General features: G+C 67.1%; 10 protein-coding genes and 2 pseudogenes. 9 read left to right on the top strand and 3 right to left on the bottom strand.

Translation table 11 applies throughout. The features are described 5' to 3' along the window. The first annotated feature begins 229 nt into the window (after positions 1–229). The 8 genes and pseudogenes from RNB18_RS20770 to RNB18_RS20735 all read left to right on the top strand — a co-directional run bounded on the left by RNB18_RS20770 (position 230) and on the right by RNB18_RS20735 (position 11,385). A complete protein-coding gene (locus tag RNB18_RS20770; protein WP_311715575.1) occupies positions 230–793 on the top strand; it encodes a hypothetical protein in 564 nt (187 codons plus the stop codon). Continuing rightward, positions 790–1,401, top strand: a complete 612-nt coding sequence (locus tag RNB18_RS20765; RefSeq protein ID WP_311715574.1) for a hypothetical protein — start codon at positions 790–792, stop codon at positions 1,399–1,401. The genes RNB18_RS20770 and RNB18_RS20765 overlap by 4 nt, the downstream gene beginning before the upstream one ends. Before the next feature lie 1,063 nt (positions 1,402–2,464). Then, the gene (locus RNB18_RS20760) at positions 2,465–6,916 is read left to right on the top strand and encodes an AAA family ATPase (RefSeq protein ID WP_311715573.1); all 4,452 of its coding nucleotides are present in this window, start codon (positions 2,465–2,467) and stop codon (positions 6,914–6,916) included. A gap of 314 nt (positions 6,917–7,230) precedes the next feature. Further along, the gene (locus RNB18_RS20755) at positions 7,231–7,764 is read left to right on the top strand and encodes a hypothetical protein (protein ID WP_311715572.1); all 534 of its coding nucleotides are present in this window, start codon (positions 7,231–7,233) and stop codon (positions 7,762–7,764) included. A gap of 1,009 nt (positions 7,765–8,773) precedes the next feature. Beyond that, entirely contained in the window at positions 8,774–9,196 is a 423-nt protein-coding gene (locus RNB18_RS20750) for an effector-associated constant component EACC1 (protein WP_311715571.1), read from the top strand. Next, the gene (locus tag RNB18_RS20745; protein WP_311715570.1) at positions 9,196–9,516 is read left to right on the top strand and encodes a hypothetical protein; all 321 of its coding nucleotides are present in this window, start codon (positions 9,196–9,198) and stop codon (positions 9,514–9,516) included. Before RNB18_RS20750 ends, RNB18_RS20745 begins: the two co-directional genes overlap by 1 nt. Positions 9,517–9,525: 9 nt before the next feature. Continuing rightward, a complete protein-coding gene (locus tag RNB18_RS20740) occupies positions 9,526–9,738 on the top strand; it encodes a DNA-binding protein (protein ID WP_311715569.1) in 213 nt (70 codons plus the stop codon). 790 nt (positions 9,739–10,528) lie between these two features. Beyond that, positions 10,529–11,385, top strand: a pseudogene (locus tag RNB18_RS20735) (IS5 family transposase). A gap of 64 nt (positions 11,386–11,449) precedes the next feature. Here the strand turns inward: RNB18_RS20735 and RNB18_RS20730 are convergent. From RNB18_RS20730 to RNB18_RS20720, 3 genes and pseudogenes are all read right to left on the bottom strand, one after another. Beyond that, positions 11,450–13,234 carry a VanZ family protein gene (locus tag RNB18_RS20730; protein ID WP_311715568.1) on the bottom strand — a complete coding sequence of 595 codons (1,785 nt, stop codon included), beginning with the start codon at positions 13,232–13,234 and terminating at the stop codon, positions 11,450–11,452. Positions 13,235–13,420: 186 nt separating this feature from the next. Next, positions 13,421–13,810: pseudogene (locus RNB18_RS20725) on the bottom strand (helix-turn-helix domain-containing protein); the annotation flags it as partial. Positions 13,811–14,369: 559 nt separating this feature from the next. Next, complete coding sequence (locus RNB18_RS20720; RefSeq protein WP_311715567.1) at positions 14,370–14,825, bottom strand: MarR family winged helix-turn-helix transcriptional regulator; 456 nt, start codon at positions 14,823–14,825, stop codon at positions 14,370–14,372. A gap of 173 nt (positions 14,826–14,998) precedes the next feature. On the opposite strand from RNB18_RS20720, the gene RNB18_RS20715 reads away from it, so the two are divergent. Continuing rightward, positions 14,999–15,964, top strand: a complete 966-nt coding sequence (locus RNB18_RS20715) for an alpha/beta hydrolase (protein ID WP_311715566.1) — start codon at positions 14,999–15,001, stop codon at positions 15,962–15,964.

The following is a 15,964-nucleotide window of genomic DNA, read 5'->3' as shown; positions in this document are numbered from 1 at the left end:
TGGTCTCGGCCGGGCGATGACGCAGCAACCGGAGCCAGGCCGCCGTCGGACCGAGCCCGGGCGTTTCATAGGCGGCCGCTCATGAGTCCCGGAGAAGTCAAGAACGACCAGGCCGTCGCGTACAGGGCTCGCGCTGAGTGATCTGCGCGAGCTCGGCGGCACCTGGCAGTCTGCTGGCGATTGGCATGATGGGCGGTGGCAAGTCTCAGGTGTCTCCAGAGGAGCGTCTATGGCGTTCAAGACCGGAGTCGCCGAACGGGACGAGTGGTCCTATTCGCCGAGTGTCGGCGTCGGACCGCTCCGGTTCGGTATGACCGTCGACGAAGTGGTTGAAGCGGCTGAGATGCTCGGCCAGACGAAGGTCAGCGAGTGTGCACCGGACCACGCGATCTTCTCGCCGACTTGGAAGGTCGAAGTCCACCGTCGCGGTGTGGCCCCCTCACTGCCTGCCGTCACGGCCTATGTGAGCCAAGTTGCGGGGCTGTTCTGCATCGCTGTTGACGCCGTGCACGGTCCCCAGGTTGCGTACGACGGACTCCCGCTGGTCGGGAGGGACCTGTCGGAGCTGGAGAGCGACGCCATCGCGTATGCCGAGGCAATGGACGTGCCCTTTCGCTACACACCCGAGGGCTACGAAGGACCGGATGATTCCGGGGTGGTGATGCGCGGGCAACCAGTCGGGCAGGTCCTCCGATCGCGTCCGTTGTTCATGGTGACGCGCGACGGCGCGAATACTGAATGGGACTCGATGCCCTCCGAGGAGTACGGGGTGACTGAGACGATGCCCCGGTGAGCTACTCCTCGCATTTCAGCATCGGTCCTGGTCATGACTGGCAGCATCTCCCGGATCCCAGGCCGGCCGAGCCCGGTCAATGGCCGAAGCTGGAGGCCGCATTCGCTGCGGTCAATCGCGACCTGATGGCGACCCTGCCGGATCAAGAAGCACTGATACTGATGGTTGACCCGCCTCGGCAGCCTTTGCCCCCGAGCGGAATCGACATGGGTCAGGTCTACGTGGCGCTGCCCGACGGCCGTTGGCACGGCAATTCGGCGAATGCGTGCGACCTGGAGGAGGGCGACCCACCAGAGCCGGACGATGCGACGACGGTCCTGACTGCGGTCGCAGATGCGGCGCAGTCGACCATCATGGAGTTGCTCTGGCGGGTCTGGCCGATCTGCTCGGAACACAAGATCGGAATGCACCCTCGTTCCGCAGGGACCACTGGCGACTGGTACCAGGGCGAAACGGACGCGGTCGGCCCACCGGTGTGGTGGTGCCGGGGCAGCCAAGATGGCGATTGCCACGACGTCTCCCTGGTGGGCGAGTTGGCCGCCACCCTGCCAGGAAAGCAACGTCGCGCACTGCGGCGCAGCGAGCGTAAACGAGATGACCGCCGATAGCCGCGGGGCCAGACAACTGCGCGTTGGCGCCGTATCCACCTTTCGCTGCCACCCGCGAAGTACGGAGCTGGTTCGTGCCGGATAGCCGCTCGCCGAGCTGCTGGCACACACGGCCGGCCATACGGCGCGCGGCCCCGATCTTTCGGGGACCAGAAGTCCCTGACGAGGCCAGACAGCCACATGGTGAACGGCAGGCCGACGACCAAGATGACCACGGTCAGCAGGGCCGCCAGGGTCGGATTGTCAATGGTGAGGGACACGATGGCCTCGATGCTGCTCTTCAACTTGATCTCCACATTCGGTGACCGGGCGGGTGCCTGGTCCGTGGGATCAGGCCGCCAACGCCCAGGAAGGACTTGGGGTGCCGAGATGCAGAGCGAGTTCAGGCCCCCCGTGGAACCAGCGGTGACGCCATGCGGATCACACCGCACGGCGAGCAGGCAACGGGCGGTACGTGGTCGTCGTACGCGTACGCCGTTGGCGTGAGGCGGCGCTGAATGGCCAGTAGGAGTTTCGCCTGAAGCACCGACAGCAGATCAGCGAGGGCGGCGAGCTGGTCGGTAAGGAGCCTGGCAGGCCAGATGGGCTGTGGGCGGGGCCGCCGCGGTCGGTGTTGCGGGCGGGCAACACCCTGTCCCGCCTGCACAGTCTGGGGTGTCTCTGTCTCCGGTTCCTGCTGCACGAGGCGGACCTGGCGGCACAGGACGGAGAGCTCCTGCTCCAGCCTGCGGATGGTCTCCGTCATCTCAAGGCTGCGCACAGGCATGGAAGGCCCCTCCAGGCGCTCCTCGATGGAAAGCAGCCCGAGGCGTTCCCGATCGGCACCGAGGTACGACTGCGTGACTCCGTCGGTGCGCCTGGGGAGTGGTGACGTACTCCTCTGCGCCAGCCGTCTCAGCGGCCCGCAGTATGATTGGGAAAGGGCAGCAGGTCACCACTGAGATCAATAATCAGGCCGGCCCGGTTACCACGCCACAGTTGCTGTGGATGGCAATAGGAGAAACCTGACCGGTCTCCGTAGCATCTCCCCTAAGCTCCGTGACATCACGTCAGGGAGGGTTACGTGGTCAACGCGCTCGTCGTCGGAATGAGCTACTCGGCGGGCGGCAGGAAAGCGGTAGAGGGAGTCACACCAGTCGCCCTGCGACCGCTTCCCTCCGCGCCAGGGATCGCCGCCGAACTGACCGCTGCACTCGGCAGCCACCCGGGGGTGTCGCTCACCGCTGGAAGTCCCCGGATGGACCTGTCTCATGACGACTTGCAGCGGGAGTGGCGGGATGCCTACGAGGCGTGTGCGCGCACGGGCTCGGCTCTTATCGTGCAGTTCCTGGGACACGGCATTAGCGGCTCTACCGCCAATTCACTGTTCCTCGCGGCCACCAACACCGATCCGGAGCGCCCAGCCTGGACGGCCGCGGACGTAGACCAGTGGTTGAAGCAGGTGGAGAGCACCGATGGTGGTCCGCCGGTGCTGTTTCTTCTCGACGTGTGCGGCTCCGGCCGGGCCCCCATGCAGCAGTGGTTGCACGGGTTGTCGGCCGACCGGCGTCGGGCCTGGGTGATCGCCGCCTGCGCGGACGACAGCAAGGCGTACGGTGCGCGTTTTTCCCGGGCCACTGGTTCCGTGCTGACCCGGCTCAAGGCAGGCTGGCTGGATCTCTCCCCCGCCATGAGGCATGTACCGGTGGAGACCTTCGCGCGGGAGATCGACCGGGAGCTTGCCCGGCTGCTTGCGGCCGAAGACAAACCACCGCAGCGCGTTTTGCGCACGGCGCACGCGGAGGCCGACGGACCCGTACCGCCATTCTTCGAGAACCCCGGCTATCGGGAGACGCCGGCGGGACGATACCGGCAGCAGATGGAGAACGGCCTGTGGCAGTTCGCCTCCGCGGCCGACCCCGCCCTCGATGTCGTGCACTTCGTGTCCCGTGCCTCCGGAGCCCCTCACCAGCAAAACGTCACCCGTCGCTGCTTCTTCACCGGCCGCCGTCCCCAGCTTCGGCGGCTCAAGGAGTGGCTGGAGGATGACCAGGCCGCTCGGCTCATGGTGGTCACCGGCAGCCCCGGCTCCGGCAAGTCAGCGCTCCTCGGCGTCCTCACGTGCCTCGCACACGAGCAGTTGGAGGAGGTCTCCGGATCGATCCGCGACCGTGTGCCCCGCCATCTCCGTGTAGAGCGCCGGTCGATGGTCGCGGCGGTGCACGCACGGCAGCGGGATCCCGCTGCCGTTCTGGCCTCCATAGCGGAGCAACTGGGTCTAGGGCAGGCACCGTTGCGGGGCTGGAGTGCGGACGAGGTGTTGACAAGGTTGCGGGGGGCCGTCGCAGACAGGGATCGGGTCAGGAAAGCGGCAGAGGAAAGGCGGGAGGAGGCGGAGAAGAACGCGGCAGAACATCCGGACAAGAGCAAAGAAAGTGATCCATATGAGCCCATCGAAGTGCCGCCTCCCCTGCCACCCGCAGTCGTCATTGTCGATGCTCTCGACGAGGCGTCCCTCGACAAGGAACTGCTCAGCACGGTTCTGCTACCGCTCGCCACGGCATCGAGTGACCGCGGTGACGGTGCTCCTGTGTGCAAAGTCGTCGTCGGTGTCCGCCCGTGGTGGGACCGTTTCCCCGAACTGAGCGGCGACCCCAGGAAGGCGTCGCCGCACGCGCGAATGTCGGTCATTAACCTCGACAAGACGTCCGGTCCCAAACGCACGAAGGAACTGAGTAACTACCTCGCGGACCTGCTGGAGCAGGCCCCGGCCTACACGGGCCCGGGGAGCACCGAGGCGCGGTTGGAGCTGGCCCAGGCTGTGGCCCAGCGGCTGACCACCGTGCGCCACCGGGGTGGCTTCTTGCTCGCTTCGCTCTTCGCCCACTACCTCACGGAGCATGACGGTTCGCTAACGGTTGAGGAAGCCGTCCGGCGCGTCCCCGAGGACCTGCCCGGCATGCTCGACCTCCACCTCGGCGTACTGACCCGCCAGCGGTCGACCATCCGGTCCGTGCTCTCAGCCCTCGCCCACGGGCTGGGCGAGGGAATGCCGCTGGAGGTTATTCACGCGGTGGCCGGGCGGCTCACCGCTGACGCGGACGAAGTACCTAACCTGGACGACACCCGAGACGCCATCGAAGCCGCATCCTTCTACATTCGGTCAGCCATTGACATCGATGGACGCAGGCTTTACCGCTTCTTCCACCAGAGCCTGGCCGACCATCTGGCGCCGGCCTCCTCGGACCGCCGCGCGGTCTGGCACGCTGTCCTGGGCACGGTTTCCGGTCGCGACGCGGCAGGTGAGCCAGCCTGGGATCTCGCCCTTCCCTACGTCCAACGGCACGCAGCCCAGCACGCGGCAGCCGCAGGACAGCTCGACGGTCTCCTCAAGTCGGCTGCTTTCCTGGTGCATTCAGATCCCACCGCCCTGCGAGCCCGGCTGCGTGACACCCGATCCCTGCGGGCGCGGCACATCGCCGAGATCATCGCTCCGGCACTCTCCCCGCAGGACGACCCATGGATCCGCTGGGAGTGGCTGCGCCACAACGCGGTCGTCTGGAACGAAGACTGGCTGGTGCGGGCTCTCGACGCACTCCGCGGAACGAACAATCACTCGCCGGCTCCACTGACCCTGCAATGGGGGTCGCGAACCCGCGCCCTCAAAGACACCAGACGCTTCGCGGAGCAGGCCGAGCTGGCAACGGCGTCCGACGGCCCTGTGGCCGTGACGACGCATGCTGACGGACACGTGTGGATCCGCGACGCCCTGGACGGTGCATCGCTGGCGGTCCAAAAGGCTGGTTCGGGCAAACGACGGCCGGTGTTCGCGGTAGGAGTCGTCGGCGAGGCCACACTGATGGCCATCAGTTCCGGCAAGCGGTCGCTACGCCTGTGGAATCTGAACACAAACGACAACATTCAATGGCTCACCCTGCCCAATAAGCCGGTCGCCGTCGCCGTCGGCACCGTGGGGGGGCATCCAGTGGTGGCTGCGTGCGGCAAGCAAGACATCACTGTGTTCTCCCTGCCTCCGTCCCTCTCCGGCGAGGATCTGCGGGTCACTACCTTCCCCACCGCCGCCGCATCCCCGTACACGGCGATCGCGATCGCCGACTTGGACGGCACGCCGACGGTGCTCGCGGGCACTGTTGGCGGCACCCTCGAGTTGTGGAATGCCGACGGCACGGGCCATCGCAGCTGGAAGATGCACACCGCCTCCGTACGAAAGGTGCTGCCCAGCCGCAAGCGGAGTGGTCGGCATATCGTGACCTGCGCCGACGACGGTATCCGCGTGCTTAGTCTCGACGACGGTCGCATACGCGAACTGACGGCCACTCTGGGATCGGACCAGCCTGTCGCCCTGCTCGACCTCAACGGCGAGGAACATGTCGCCACCACGAGCGACGGACAGGTAGAGATCAGGTCTGTGGTGGACGGGACCCGGCACAGCCAGCGTCACCCTTACCCGGAAGGGACCCGGATCCGGGCGCTGGGCAGTGACGGCTCCAGGCTCCTGGCACTCGCCGAATCACGCGACTTCGAGGCCGAGGTACTCAACCGTCTCGACACCGCGGGACGGCTCGCCCAGTGGGACGGTCACGACAGCCGGGTAGTCTCCGTCGCCCTGACGAGCCATCGCGGGCGCCAGTTCGCACTGAGCCTGAGCGAAGACGGCGTCCTGCACACCTGGGACACGGAGGACGGCCTGTGCCTGTCCTCCGGACGGTTCCGCGGCGCCGTCACAGCCGCGGCGGGTGTGGTGGACGGCGTGCCGACCGCCATCGTCAGCACCGGGCAGAGAACGGGCTGGGCCGTGAATCTCACCAACGGCGTCGTTACCCGCAGCGGGATGTGGGATCTCTATCCGAAGAAGCTCTCCTGGCACACCTACCGGGGCACGAGCGCTGTTGCTGCCCACGACTCGCACGGCATCAACACGGTGGTCGACGCGGCCGAGCCGCAGCGCGTGCTGCTGTTTACCCACGTTCAACCGGGCGTGTGCCATGCCATCGGCGACGTGGGCCCGCTCACCGCCGTCGCCGTATACAGCTCTCCTCCCGATCCAGGCGGCGACTCGAACCTGCCGGCCGTGATGGAGGTCCACGACGGCGTCCGGACGCTGAGCTTCCGCGTGTCTGGCGAACCGGCAGCGACGGCAATGGAGTGCCACCAGGAAACTCCGGTATTGGTCAGTGGATTCGCCGACGGGTTGGTCGTAGGCCGGGATCTCATCAGTCGTCACATCGTGTTCTCGTTCCACAACCCCGACAAAATCCTGCACTCCATACATACGATGCCAAGCGAAGACTCCTTCCACGTCGTGACGGCTTCCCGCAACGGAACCATCCGGGTCTGGGATCCGTTCGACGGAGCGAAGATGCTCACGCAGGTCGAAGTCCCCGATCAAATGGGGCCGATCGCCGTCTCACCGCGTGGAGTCCTCGCCGCGTCCGGCTCCCGCATTTCGTATTTCAGCTGGTCACAGGCCAACGACGAGCCACAGGAAGAGGCACGGGGGGAAGAAGACGCATGACACAACACTCGGTAGTCATGGTCCATGGCGTACAGAACTGGCGCCCCGGCGTCCCAGTTCCCGAGGCCACTGCCGAACTCGCTGCGGAGTGGTCACCGTGCCTCGCCGAGGGCTATGGCGCTGCGGGACTTGGGCACATCCCGGCACCACACGTTCAACCCGCCTACTATGCACATCTTCTCAACGACGACGAGGTCCAGTCCGCCGCGACGAGAATCGAGGAGCTGAGTGCGCCAGAAGCCGCCCTCGTCATCTCGTGGTTGCAGGCCGCAGGCCTACCGGCCGAACCCCCTGAGGGCCAGGCTTGGGGGACGATGCCGGTAAGACAAGCCCTTGACTGGTTCGCGCGACGCCAGGGCATCTCGGCGGACCTGCTCGCGCGGATTGCGATCGCGCTGATGCCGGAGGTGTACGTCTACCTCACCTCGCCAGCTCGCCGCTCGGCTGCTCGCGAGGCGGTCGCGGAGACCGTACGAGCTTCTGGAGCCACCGTCGTCGTCGCCCACTCTCTCGGCTCAGTGGTCGCCTACGAAGCGCTGCACGCCTTCGCACTGCCGCAGGTGGAACTCCTCGTCACCCTCGGCTCGCCGCTCGGCCTGCCGGGAGGGGTGTTCGATGCTTTGGATCCTGCTCCCTCTGGCGGCCGGGGCATGCGCCCGCCCAGCCTGGACCGCTGGGTGAACATCGCCGATCCCGGTGATCTCGTCGCGGTGCCGAGACGTCTGGGCGACCGTTTCGATGTGGACAGCCATCACGAGTACCACATCGGCGCTCTGGACTTCCACACCATGAGCAGTTATCTGCGGTGCGGTCTGGTGGCCGGTGCCGTGGCACCCCACCTGTCCTGAATCCGCGCTGCTGGCAGGCGATCAGGAGGCGGATCCCGTCCGTGAACGTCTGCCTCATCACCCACCGCCACGTCCAGACGGCGGCGCAGGACGGAGAGCTCCGGTCAGCGACGAAGAGATGCGCGCCTTCTACCTGGAACGGGTCCGCTGGAACATGAGTCTGGCCGTGGCGACGAAGCATCACGGACGACCGCCTTGAGCAGACCGCGCGGCTCGCCACGATCGCGCAGGCCCTCCGCCCCGACCCCCGGTCGTGATGGTCGAGTTCAGATGGTGGCAGAAACTGCTGGGGCTCTACCTGCTGGCCCTGATCTTGATGGAGTGCCTCTGCCTCAGCCGGACGCCCACGACGCTGCGGGACTGGCTGTACATCACCCTCTGGCTGGCCCCGGCATCGGCGATCTTCTTGTGCCTGCTGCTGTGCGTTTGTCTACTTCGTGATCACGCCGCCCAAGGCATCGCAGGCGTTGAACAGCGCCAACCGCGCGGTACCGATGTCCCGCGGGCGCATCGTCCGGCACCGTCTCGGGGCCATCCGCCGCTACCTCGGCCAGGTCTCCGACCGCATGGCCGAGCACTACGTCCACCTGAAGGGCGCGGTGGCAGCCGTCGCGCGCGGCCTCTCTGGTCTTCGCCGGGCCCGTAGTGGACCGAGGAAGCCATCCAGCGGATCACCACCAAGAACACCACCCTCAATCAACGAGTCCGCCAGTTCACCCCCGCCAGCCGCACCCTCGACGAACGGCTCAAGGCCGCCGGCTCCAACCTCCGCTTCCAGGACCGACGCGTCGCTGACCTCGAAGCTCGCCTTGCCGACCCCGGACCGGCCAACGTGATCCCGCCTCGCGTGTGATCGGGGAGTCGATCACCGGCCCGAAGAGAGGGCGCAGGCGGGCGGGCCGGAGGATCCAAACTTCTGGATCAAGTGGTCAGTTGGGCGCTCGGGTAGTCTTCGTTAGCTCTATCGTGAGCTCGCGCCCGAGTGTGGGAAACAGCACGGGGGAGTGCCATGGAGGTCGAAGTCAGGGTCCCGGCGGACGACGGTGGGGTCACGCTGACCGATCTGTATCGCTGGTTCCGGCAGGACGCCGAGCTGCGGCGCTATGCCGAAGTGCGGCTGCGGCCACCACGGCAGACCGGCGGCGCCATGGGTGCGGCCGAGGTCATCGAGGTGATAGGCCAGGGTATCGCCTTGGCCAGCTTCGCGGTCTCCTATGCCACGTGGCGTCAGGGGCGTGCCAATGCCAGGCAGGTCCAGGTGGTGATCATCGTCGACGGCGAGTCGGTCACTCTGACGGATGGTTCGGAGGAGTCGGTACGGCGGATCGTGGAACTACGGTCCAGCAGCAGTGGCAGCGACCTCGGGCCTGACGGCGACAACGCCGGAAGCGACGGCGACGATGCCAGGAACGACGACTCCGGGAACGACTGATGGACCTGCCCGACCCCGCGAGATCCCGGGCGGTCCTGATCGGCGTGGACCACTATGACCATCTCGACGACCTGCCCGCCGTACGCAACAACGTGCGCCACCTCGCCGAACTCCTGATGGCACCCGACCTGTGGGGCCTCCCGCTCGAGCAGTGTGCGGTCTTGGAAAACCCGCCGTCCACCGACGCCGTACTCGACGTCGCGGTCTCCTCGTCGAGCGGCCGAAGGCGGCGGAGTGATGTACGAAAGGCACCGGCCGGGGTGGCCGTGGTCGCGGAGCAACCGCAGCTACGTTCTGCTCAAGGTGGACACCGTCGATGACGCTGCTGGATGTCGCAGCCAGAAGCCGCCCGTCGCCTGGGCGTCACGCTCATCCGCGTCGGGATGCTCATCGCCAACCGCCGTCTGATACCGGCGGAGAACCCAGCCGGCCAGGCTGGAGTCACAACCGCCAGCGTTCAAGCCGAGGAAACCTGGCAAGCGAACGGGACGAAGCGGGCGAAGCTCGCCCGCCTCCTGAAGGACACGATCAACTGGTTCTGATCACTGACCCACAAGTCTTGACGATAGCTCCATCCTGCAACGCGGCGAGGGTGACTCAGAGCTGCGGCGTCCTGGCAGCGACCTCGAACCCGGAGGGCCCCCCGGCAGGCTCACCATGGCGGCCCAAATGCGGTGCACCAGAGCCCAGTCGGGGTTCTCCCCGCCAAGTGACGGTGGCTAGAGGTCGTCCCGCATCTGAACCATCGCCCAGGGGCAAGACGATGCCGTGCTGGAGGAGGCCGAGGCCGGCCTTCGCAGCCGTCTTCCCGTCACTGCCCGCGTGTCGTCGGTCGATCTGATGGTCCACAACGGAAACAAGGTGGCAGCATCGAGCGTCGTTCGCGATCCTGTGATCCCTCTGCGGGTCATCGGTCAGCCGCCGCCCAGCTGGGCCTGGGTATACGCGAGGCGGTAGAAGTCGCCGCCGGTTTCGATGATGTTTCTGCTATGGCCACAGAGCCTTGGGTCGGCCTTCATGCCCACAGCCGACGGCAACCACCCGACCGAGACTCCCGTTCGACGCGAACCCCTCACGATCGGAACGACAACAGCTACTGAGAGGTGGTTTTCATCTCTAGTGCGGCGATAGCTCCGCTTTTGCACCCTCCGATGAGCTGGTGCGAGTGAGGCCACCGAGATGGTCTTGCTTCCTGCGGCGGATGGTGTGACGTCTGGGGTGCGAGTCGGCTTACGCCTGTCTCATTCCAGGACGCCCGGATCCTTCTCCGTGCTTCCGCCAGGCAAGATGCACGCCTGGGCGCACGCCCTGGACCGGCGGTACGTCCAGGACATGGCCGACCGACGTTCGTATCCAAGTGATCTGTCCGATGCCCGCTGGGAGTTGATCGAGCCGGTCCTGTCCGCGTGGCGCTTCGAGCGCCGCGGCCGGGCCCTGGACTTCGGCCGGCCGCCCGAGCATCATGAACGCGATCCTCTACGTGGACCGCACCGGGGTGCAGTGGCGCTACCTGCCTCACGACTTCCCGAACTGGAACACGGTCTACGGCTACTTCGCCAAATGGCAGCCCGACGGCATCTTCGCCCAACTCAACGGCTTGCTACGGGAGTTGGTGCGACAGCGAGAGGGACGGAACGCCGAACCGTCCGCCTGCGTGATCGACGCGCAGAGCGTGAAAACCGCCACCAGCATCCCCGCCACGAACCAGGGGACAGATGCGGGCAAGAAGATCGTCGGACGCAAGCGCAGCATCGTCACCGACACCCTCGGCCTCCTCCTCGCGGTGCTGGTCACCGCAGCCAGTGTCCAGGACTCCGTGGCCGGCACCCAACTGATCCACCACGTCGCCACCACTCACGCCTCGATCCGCAAGGTCTGGGTCGACGGCGGCTATCGCAGGGCATTTCGTCGAGCACGCCGCCACCCTCGGCATCGACATGGAGATCGTCCAACGCACCCTCGGGGTCAGGGACTTCACCCCGATCCCGAAGCGGTGGACGGTCGAGCGGACCTACGGCTGGCTGATGTTGCACCGCCGTCTGGCGCGAGACTACGAGACCCTCCCTGTCCGCTCCGAAGCCATGATCCACCTCGCCATGACCGACCTCATGGCCCGCCGCCTCACCGGCGAGAACACCATCTCCTGGCGCGACCCGACATCACTCGACCAACTGCGCATACCAGGATGAAACAAAGGGGGAAAACGACCTCTGAACACCGCCTTGACCAAGCTCGGGAATACCGGGCTCATTCTCATGTGTCAGGCGGGCTGGACGCCGTTCCCGACTGGGCGTTCACGTTGATCACGGTGGTGGAGGAACCACAGGTCACGAGCGTCCGCCAGACAGCCGCCCAGGTGTCATGGTGGCGTACGGCCAAGAGTTCGCCGACTGTCGTCTTGGCCGTCTTGGCGCAGTGGGGGGACGCCTTCAGGGCCGCACGTGCCGCGGCAGCCCGGGAGATGACTACCTCGGGCACTTGCACGTCCTGTGCAGCGCGGGCGGAGAGCTGGGAGATACGGCCCGCGCGGTCGACCTGGATGTCGAGGCGCATGGGCATGAGGACCTTGTCGCGGTAGCGGCGGAAGCTCACCAGCCAGCCGAGCGTCGCGTGGTCCCCGACCCCGGAGACCTCGATCGTGCTGTCTGGCTCAGCCCACGGGTAGTGGCGCCCGGCGTAGGTTACGGCGATGGCCTTGGCCTGGGTGGCGGTGCGGGGGTGGGTGGTGACGCCCTGCACCGGGTAGCCGGACTCCGTGCCCTTGTCGGACATGTCGAGGCTCGCCGTGACGTCCGCGCGGTCGGGCCAGGTCAACTGGAGGAAGCCCACAGGAAGGTTGGCCACGACGGTGCCCTTGTCCTCGCCCGGCGATGCCATGTACTGGACACCCTTGATGGCGTAGTAGTGGCCGAACGCCGTGGACACGGCGGTCTCGACGGCCCGTCGCTGCTGTGCGTTCGCAGAGCCCACGGCCTGCGTGGCCGCCACCTCGTCCGGCTGGATGTACCCGGTCCAGGCGACTGCGAGTGCCGCCGCGCAGACGGCAGTAGCCATGGCTGTGGGCCGCGCGCGGAAGGTCCACGGTTCCAGAGTGCGCGCGACGAAGCCGATCAGGAGCCGGCCGCAGACCGCGCCGGCCAGTGCGCCGGCCGAGTTGGCCACGAGGTCGCTGGTGTCGCAGGCCCTGCCGATGGCGGGGACTGCTCCCTGGACCGTCTCGATCACGGCCGACAGCACCGCGCCGGCCACGGCGGCGGGCAGCAGGCGCCGGGTCACGAGTGCCCCGGTCAGCCCGACGGGGACGAACATGGCGGCGTTGAGGAGCCCCTGTTCCGTGGTGAACGGCTCCAGCAGGCTCAAGTTGACGGTGCAGTTGCGAGCGATCTGAGAGCCCCCCGCTGACCACAGGGTCAGGCAGAGGACACTGATGACGGACGACACCCAAAGCCCGACCAGGGCCGGCCGGTCGGACTGCCGTGCGGCGAACCGGACCGCTGCGAGGCCGCTTCCGGCGGTGATGAGCAGCGCGATGAGAATGAAGGCCGACTGTCCTCGGAAGACGGCTTCCAGCACAAGAGCTCCGTTGTGTGTGGGGGAACACGGTCCGGCGGGGGAACACGGTCCGGGCGAAGACTGGCCCGGACCGTGAACCGCTTGCCGCCAGCAGCTCTTGGTGGGCGGCGTCTGATACGTGGTGGAGTTCGCGTACAGCAGGCCGACATCGGGCTTGCAGCTCGCCGACACGCTCCACGTCGCGCTCTGCTGCAACGAAGTGCTGCATGTCTTCGTCGCGCTCCAGTGGTTAGTACCGCTGCGCAGGTAACCGAGCTTGCAGGAGACGGCCGACCCTCCGCTCTTGCCGTACTCGACGTCGATGTAGTCACCGTTGGAGGTCTGGTGCAGGTACAGCGTGCCGTTGGTCAGCTTGGTGCAGACGTCACCGTTGGTGATGTATCCGTCGTGCGGGCAGTCGGTGTCCACCGCCTGCGCGGAACCGGCAAGCGGGCCGAAGAGCGGAAGCAGCACTATGGAGGCCACGGTGGCAACACTGCGAAGGCGTCCCGACCTGGACGTTCCCCCTAAAGATCAACTTTCAAGTGGTCGCCGGTGATCTTACGAGCCCCACATCAAAGAGATGATCAAGCAGCGGCCATCAATCGGTGATGTCATCCTCGGGCAAGCGAATCCGGAACCGGTGTCACTCGTTGCCTGATCAGGGGCCCGCGGCCTGGTTATGTTGCGCCGCAGGTGATCGGCGAGCTTGCGGATCGACCAGCGGGTGAAGGGCTTACCGAGCTTGGTCGGGCGGGTGGTGGCCGTTGCCACGACGAAGTCCTCGTCGTCACGGTCGAGCAGGCGGGGACGGCCTCCCGCCCAGCGAGGGTCCAGGCATGCGAGCCCGATCTCGTTGAAGCGGTGGATCACGTCGCGGCCGGTGTCCTCGTCCGCCTGGACCAAGCGTGCGATCACCTGGACCGTGCTGCCGCTGGCCGAGGCCAGGTGCATCATCGCCCTCCTGAACCGCACCGAGCTGGTACTGCCCCGCCGCACGATCTGCTGCAGCCGCTGCCCCTCCTGCTCAGACAGATCACGAACTCTCACCGGTGGTGCCATCCCGCCTCCCACGCCCGGCTGAAGCCGTCAACAGCACAACGAGCAACCCGGCAAAGGTTCGCGGTCACAGCACTCGGCGGACACAAATGTGAGTGCCGGATACACCTCCGGGTCGCCCTCGACACCTGCCTCACGGAGGATCGGAACGAGGATCTCGGCGAAGCGGTTAAGGGCCTCCTCGGACTCCCAGACGTCGACGACGCGGAAGGTGCTCTCGCCCTGTCCCGCGATGTGTGCGAGCAAACCTTCTACGGGCCAGTCAGCTGGAGACTCCATCCGGTTCCGCGCTGCGGGACGGCGGAGTTGCCGGAGGCCTGGTGGCGCACGCGGTCCTTGCGACAACATGGGCACTCTGGAGCCGTGGGACCTCCGGACCGATCGACGCGTGGGCACCCTCGCGGGGCAGAGCACGGACACCCACGCGGTGTACGCCATCACGTCGCCCGGGCGGCCACCCCTACGCAGGTCCAGCACCTCCCCCTCCGGCCCCCGGGTCCGTCGGCGATCAGCTCCTCATCTGCCGCGCCAACGACGTCGGCTGTCCGCCGGGCCGGAACCCTCAGCCCGCCCCCACATTGCTCGTGATCAACCGCAGCAGCTGCTTCACCACGGCATCCTGCTCCGGCGTCAGCCCCATGGCGTCCCCCATCGCCGACGGCACCGCCCGAGCCCGCTCCCGCAGTGCGGCCCCCTCCTCGGTGAGCCGGATGGCCACCGAGCGTTCGTCTTCCGGCCGGCGTTCGCGGCGCAGCAGCTCGGCCGCCTCCAGTCGCTTCAGCAGCGGTGACAGCGTGCTGGACTCGAGCTGGAGGGCCGTACCCAGATCGCGCACGGAGATCGAGTCCTGCTCCCAGAGCACCAGCATCACGAGGTACTGGGGATAGGTCAGCCCGAGTTCGTCGAGGAGCGGGCGATAGCGCGCGGTGACCGCTCGCGACGCCGCGTAGAGCGCGAAGCACAGCTGGTCGTCCAGGAGCAGGGTCTGCTCGGCCCTGCTGCCTGCGGATGTACTCACGGAACGGCTCCCTTCGCCGGGCCCTCCACCGTACGGCTTCGAGTCCTCTCGATTCTATCGACCCCTAATAAGTTGTGCACGACTGAATAGCGCGCTACTATTCTCGACATGCCGCCACTCGGCCGAACCCGCAGACTGAGCGCGTCCCCGGCACCCGATCCGAGGAGATCGTCATGACCGACAGCACCCCCCGCCCCGTACTGGAACCCGCCGCCCAGGCCTTCGCCGAGGCCACCGCGAACCCGCCGTACCTCTTCGACCTGGGCCCCGCCGAGGGCCGCAAGACGGTCGACGAGGTGCAGTCGGGTGAGATCGCCAAGCCCGCCGTCGACGAGGAGTGGGTGACCGTCCAGGGCGGCCCGACCGGCAGCGTTCGGACGCGGATCGTGAAGCCCGCGGGCGCCACCGGCACCCTCCCCGTGGTGATCTACCTCCACGGCGCGGGCTGGGTCTTCGGCAACGCCCACACGCACGACCGGCTGGTCCGGGAACTCGCCGTCGGCACCGGCGCCGCGGTCGTCTTCCCGGAGTACGACCTCTCCCCCGAGGCGCGCTACCCGGTCGCCGTCGAGCAGAACTACACGGTCGCCCGGTGGGTCGTGGAGCAGGGCGCGGCCAAGGGCCTGGACGCCACGCGCATCGCCGTGGCCGGGGACTCCGTCGGCGGCAACATGACCGCCGCGCTGACCCTGATGGCCAAGGAGCGCGGGGACGTCCCGCTCGTCCAGCAGGTCCTCTTCTACCCGGTCACCGACGCGAGCTTCGACACCGGCTCCTACCGCCAGTTCGCCGAGGGGTACTTCCTGCGCCGCGATGCCATGCAGTGGTTCTGGGACCAGTACACGACCGACGAGAAGCAGCGTGCAGAGATCACCGCGAGCCCCCTGCGCGCCTCCGTCGACCAGCTGCGTGACCTGCCCCCGGCTCTGGTCATCACCGCCGAGGCGGACGTCCTGCGCGACGAGGGCGAGGCGTACGCGAACAGGCTGCGCGAGGCCGGCGTCCCGGTCACCGCGGTCCGTTACCAGGGCATCATCCACGACTTCGTGATGCTGAACGCGCTGCGCGAGACCCACGCCGCCGAGGCCGCCATCGCCCAGGCGGTCAGCACGCTCCGCACGGCCTTCACGGCTTCCTGA

Source organism: Streptomyces doebereineriae, from assembly GCF_031845645.1.
In the GTDB taxonomy this organism is placed as follows: Bacteria; Actinomycetota; Actinomycetes; order Streptomycetales; family Streptomycetaceae; genus Streptomyces; species Streptomyces canus.
Note: the sequence above shows the minus strand (reverse complement) of the source record. Positions and strands in the feature narration are given on the sequence as shown.

Coding starts and splice junctions, on each gene's coding strand:
- RNB18_RS20770 (WP_311715575.1), top strand. CDS start 230: ATGGCGTTCAAGACCGGAGTCGCCGAACGGGACGAGTGGTCCTATTCG.
- RNB18_RS20755 (WP_311715572.1), top strand. CDS start 7,231: ATGCCGGTAAGACAAGCCCTTGACTGGTTCGCGCGACGCCAGGGCATC.
- RNB18_RS20750 (WP_311715571.1), top strand. CDS start 8,774: ATGGAGGTCGAAGTCAGGGTCCCGGCGGACGACGGTGGGGTCACGCTG.
- RNB18_RS20745 (WP_311715570.1), top strand. CDS start 9,196: ATGGACCTGCCCGACCCCGCGAGATCCCGGGCGGTCCTGATCGGCGTG.
- RNB18_RS20740 (WP_311715569.1), top strand. CDS start 9,526: ATGTCGCAGCCAGAAGCCGCCCGTCGCCTGGGCGTCACGCTCATCCGC.
- RNB18_RS20715 (WP_311715566.1), top strand. CDS start 14,999: ATGACCGACAGCACCCCCCGCCCCGTACTGGAACCCGCCGCCCAGGCC.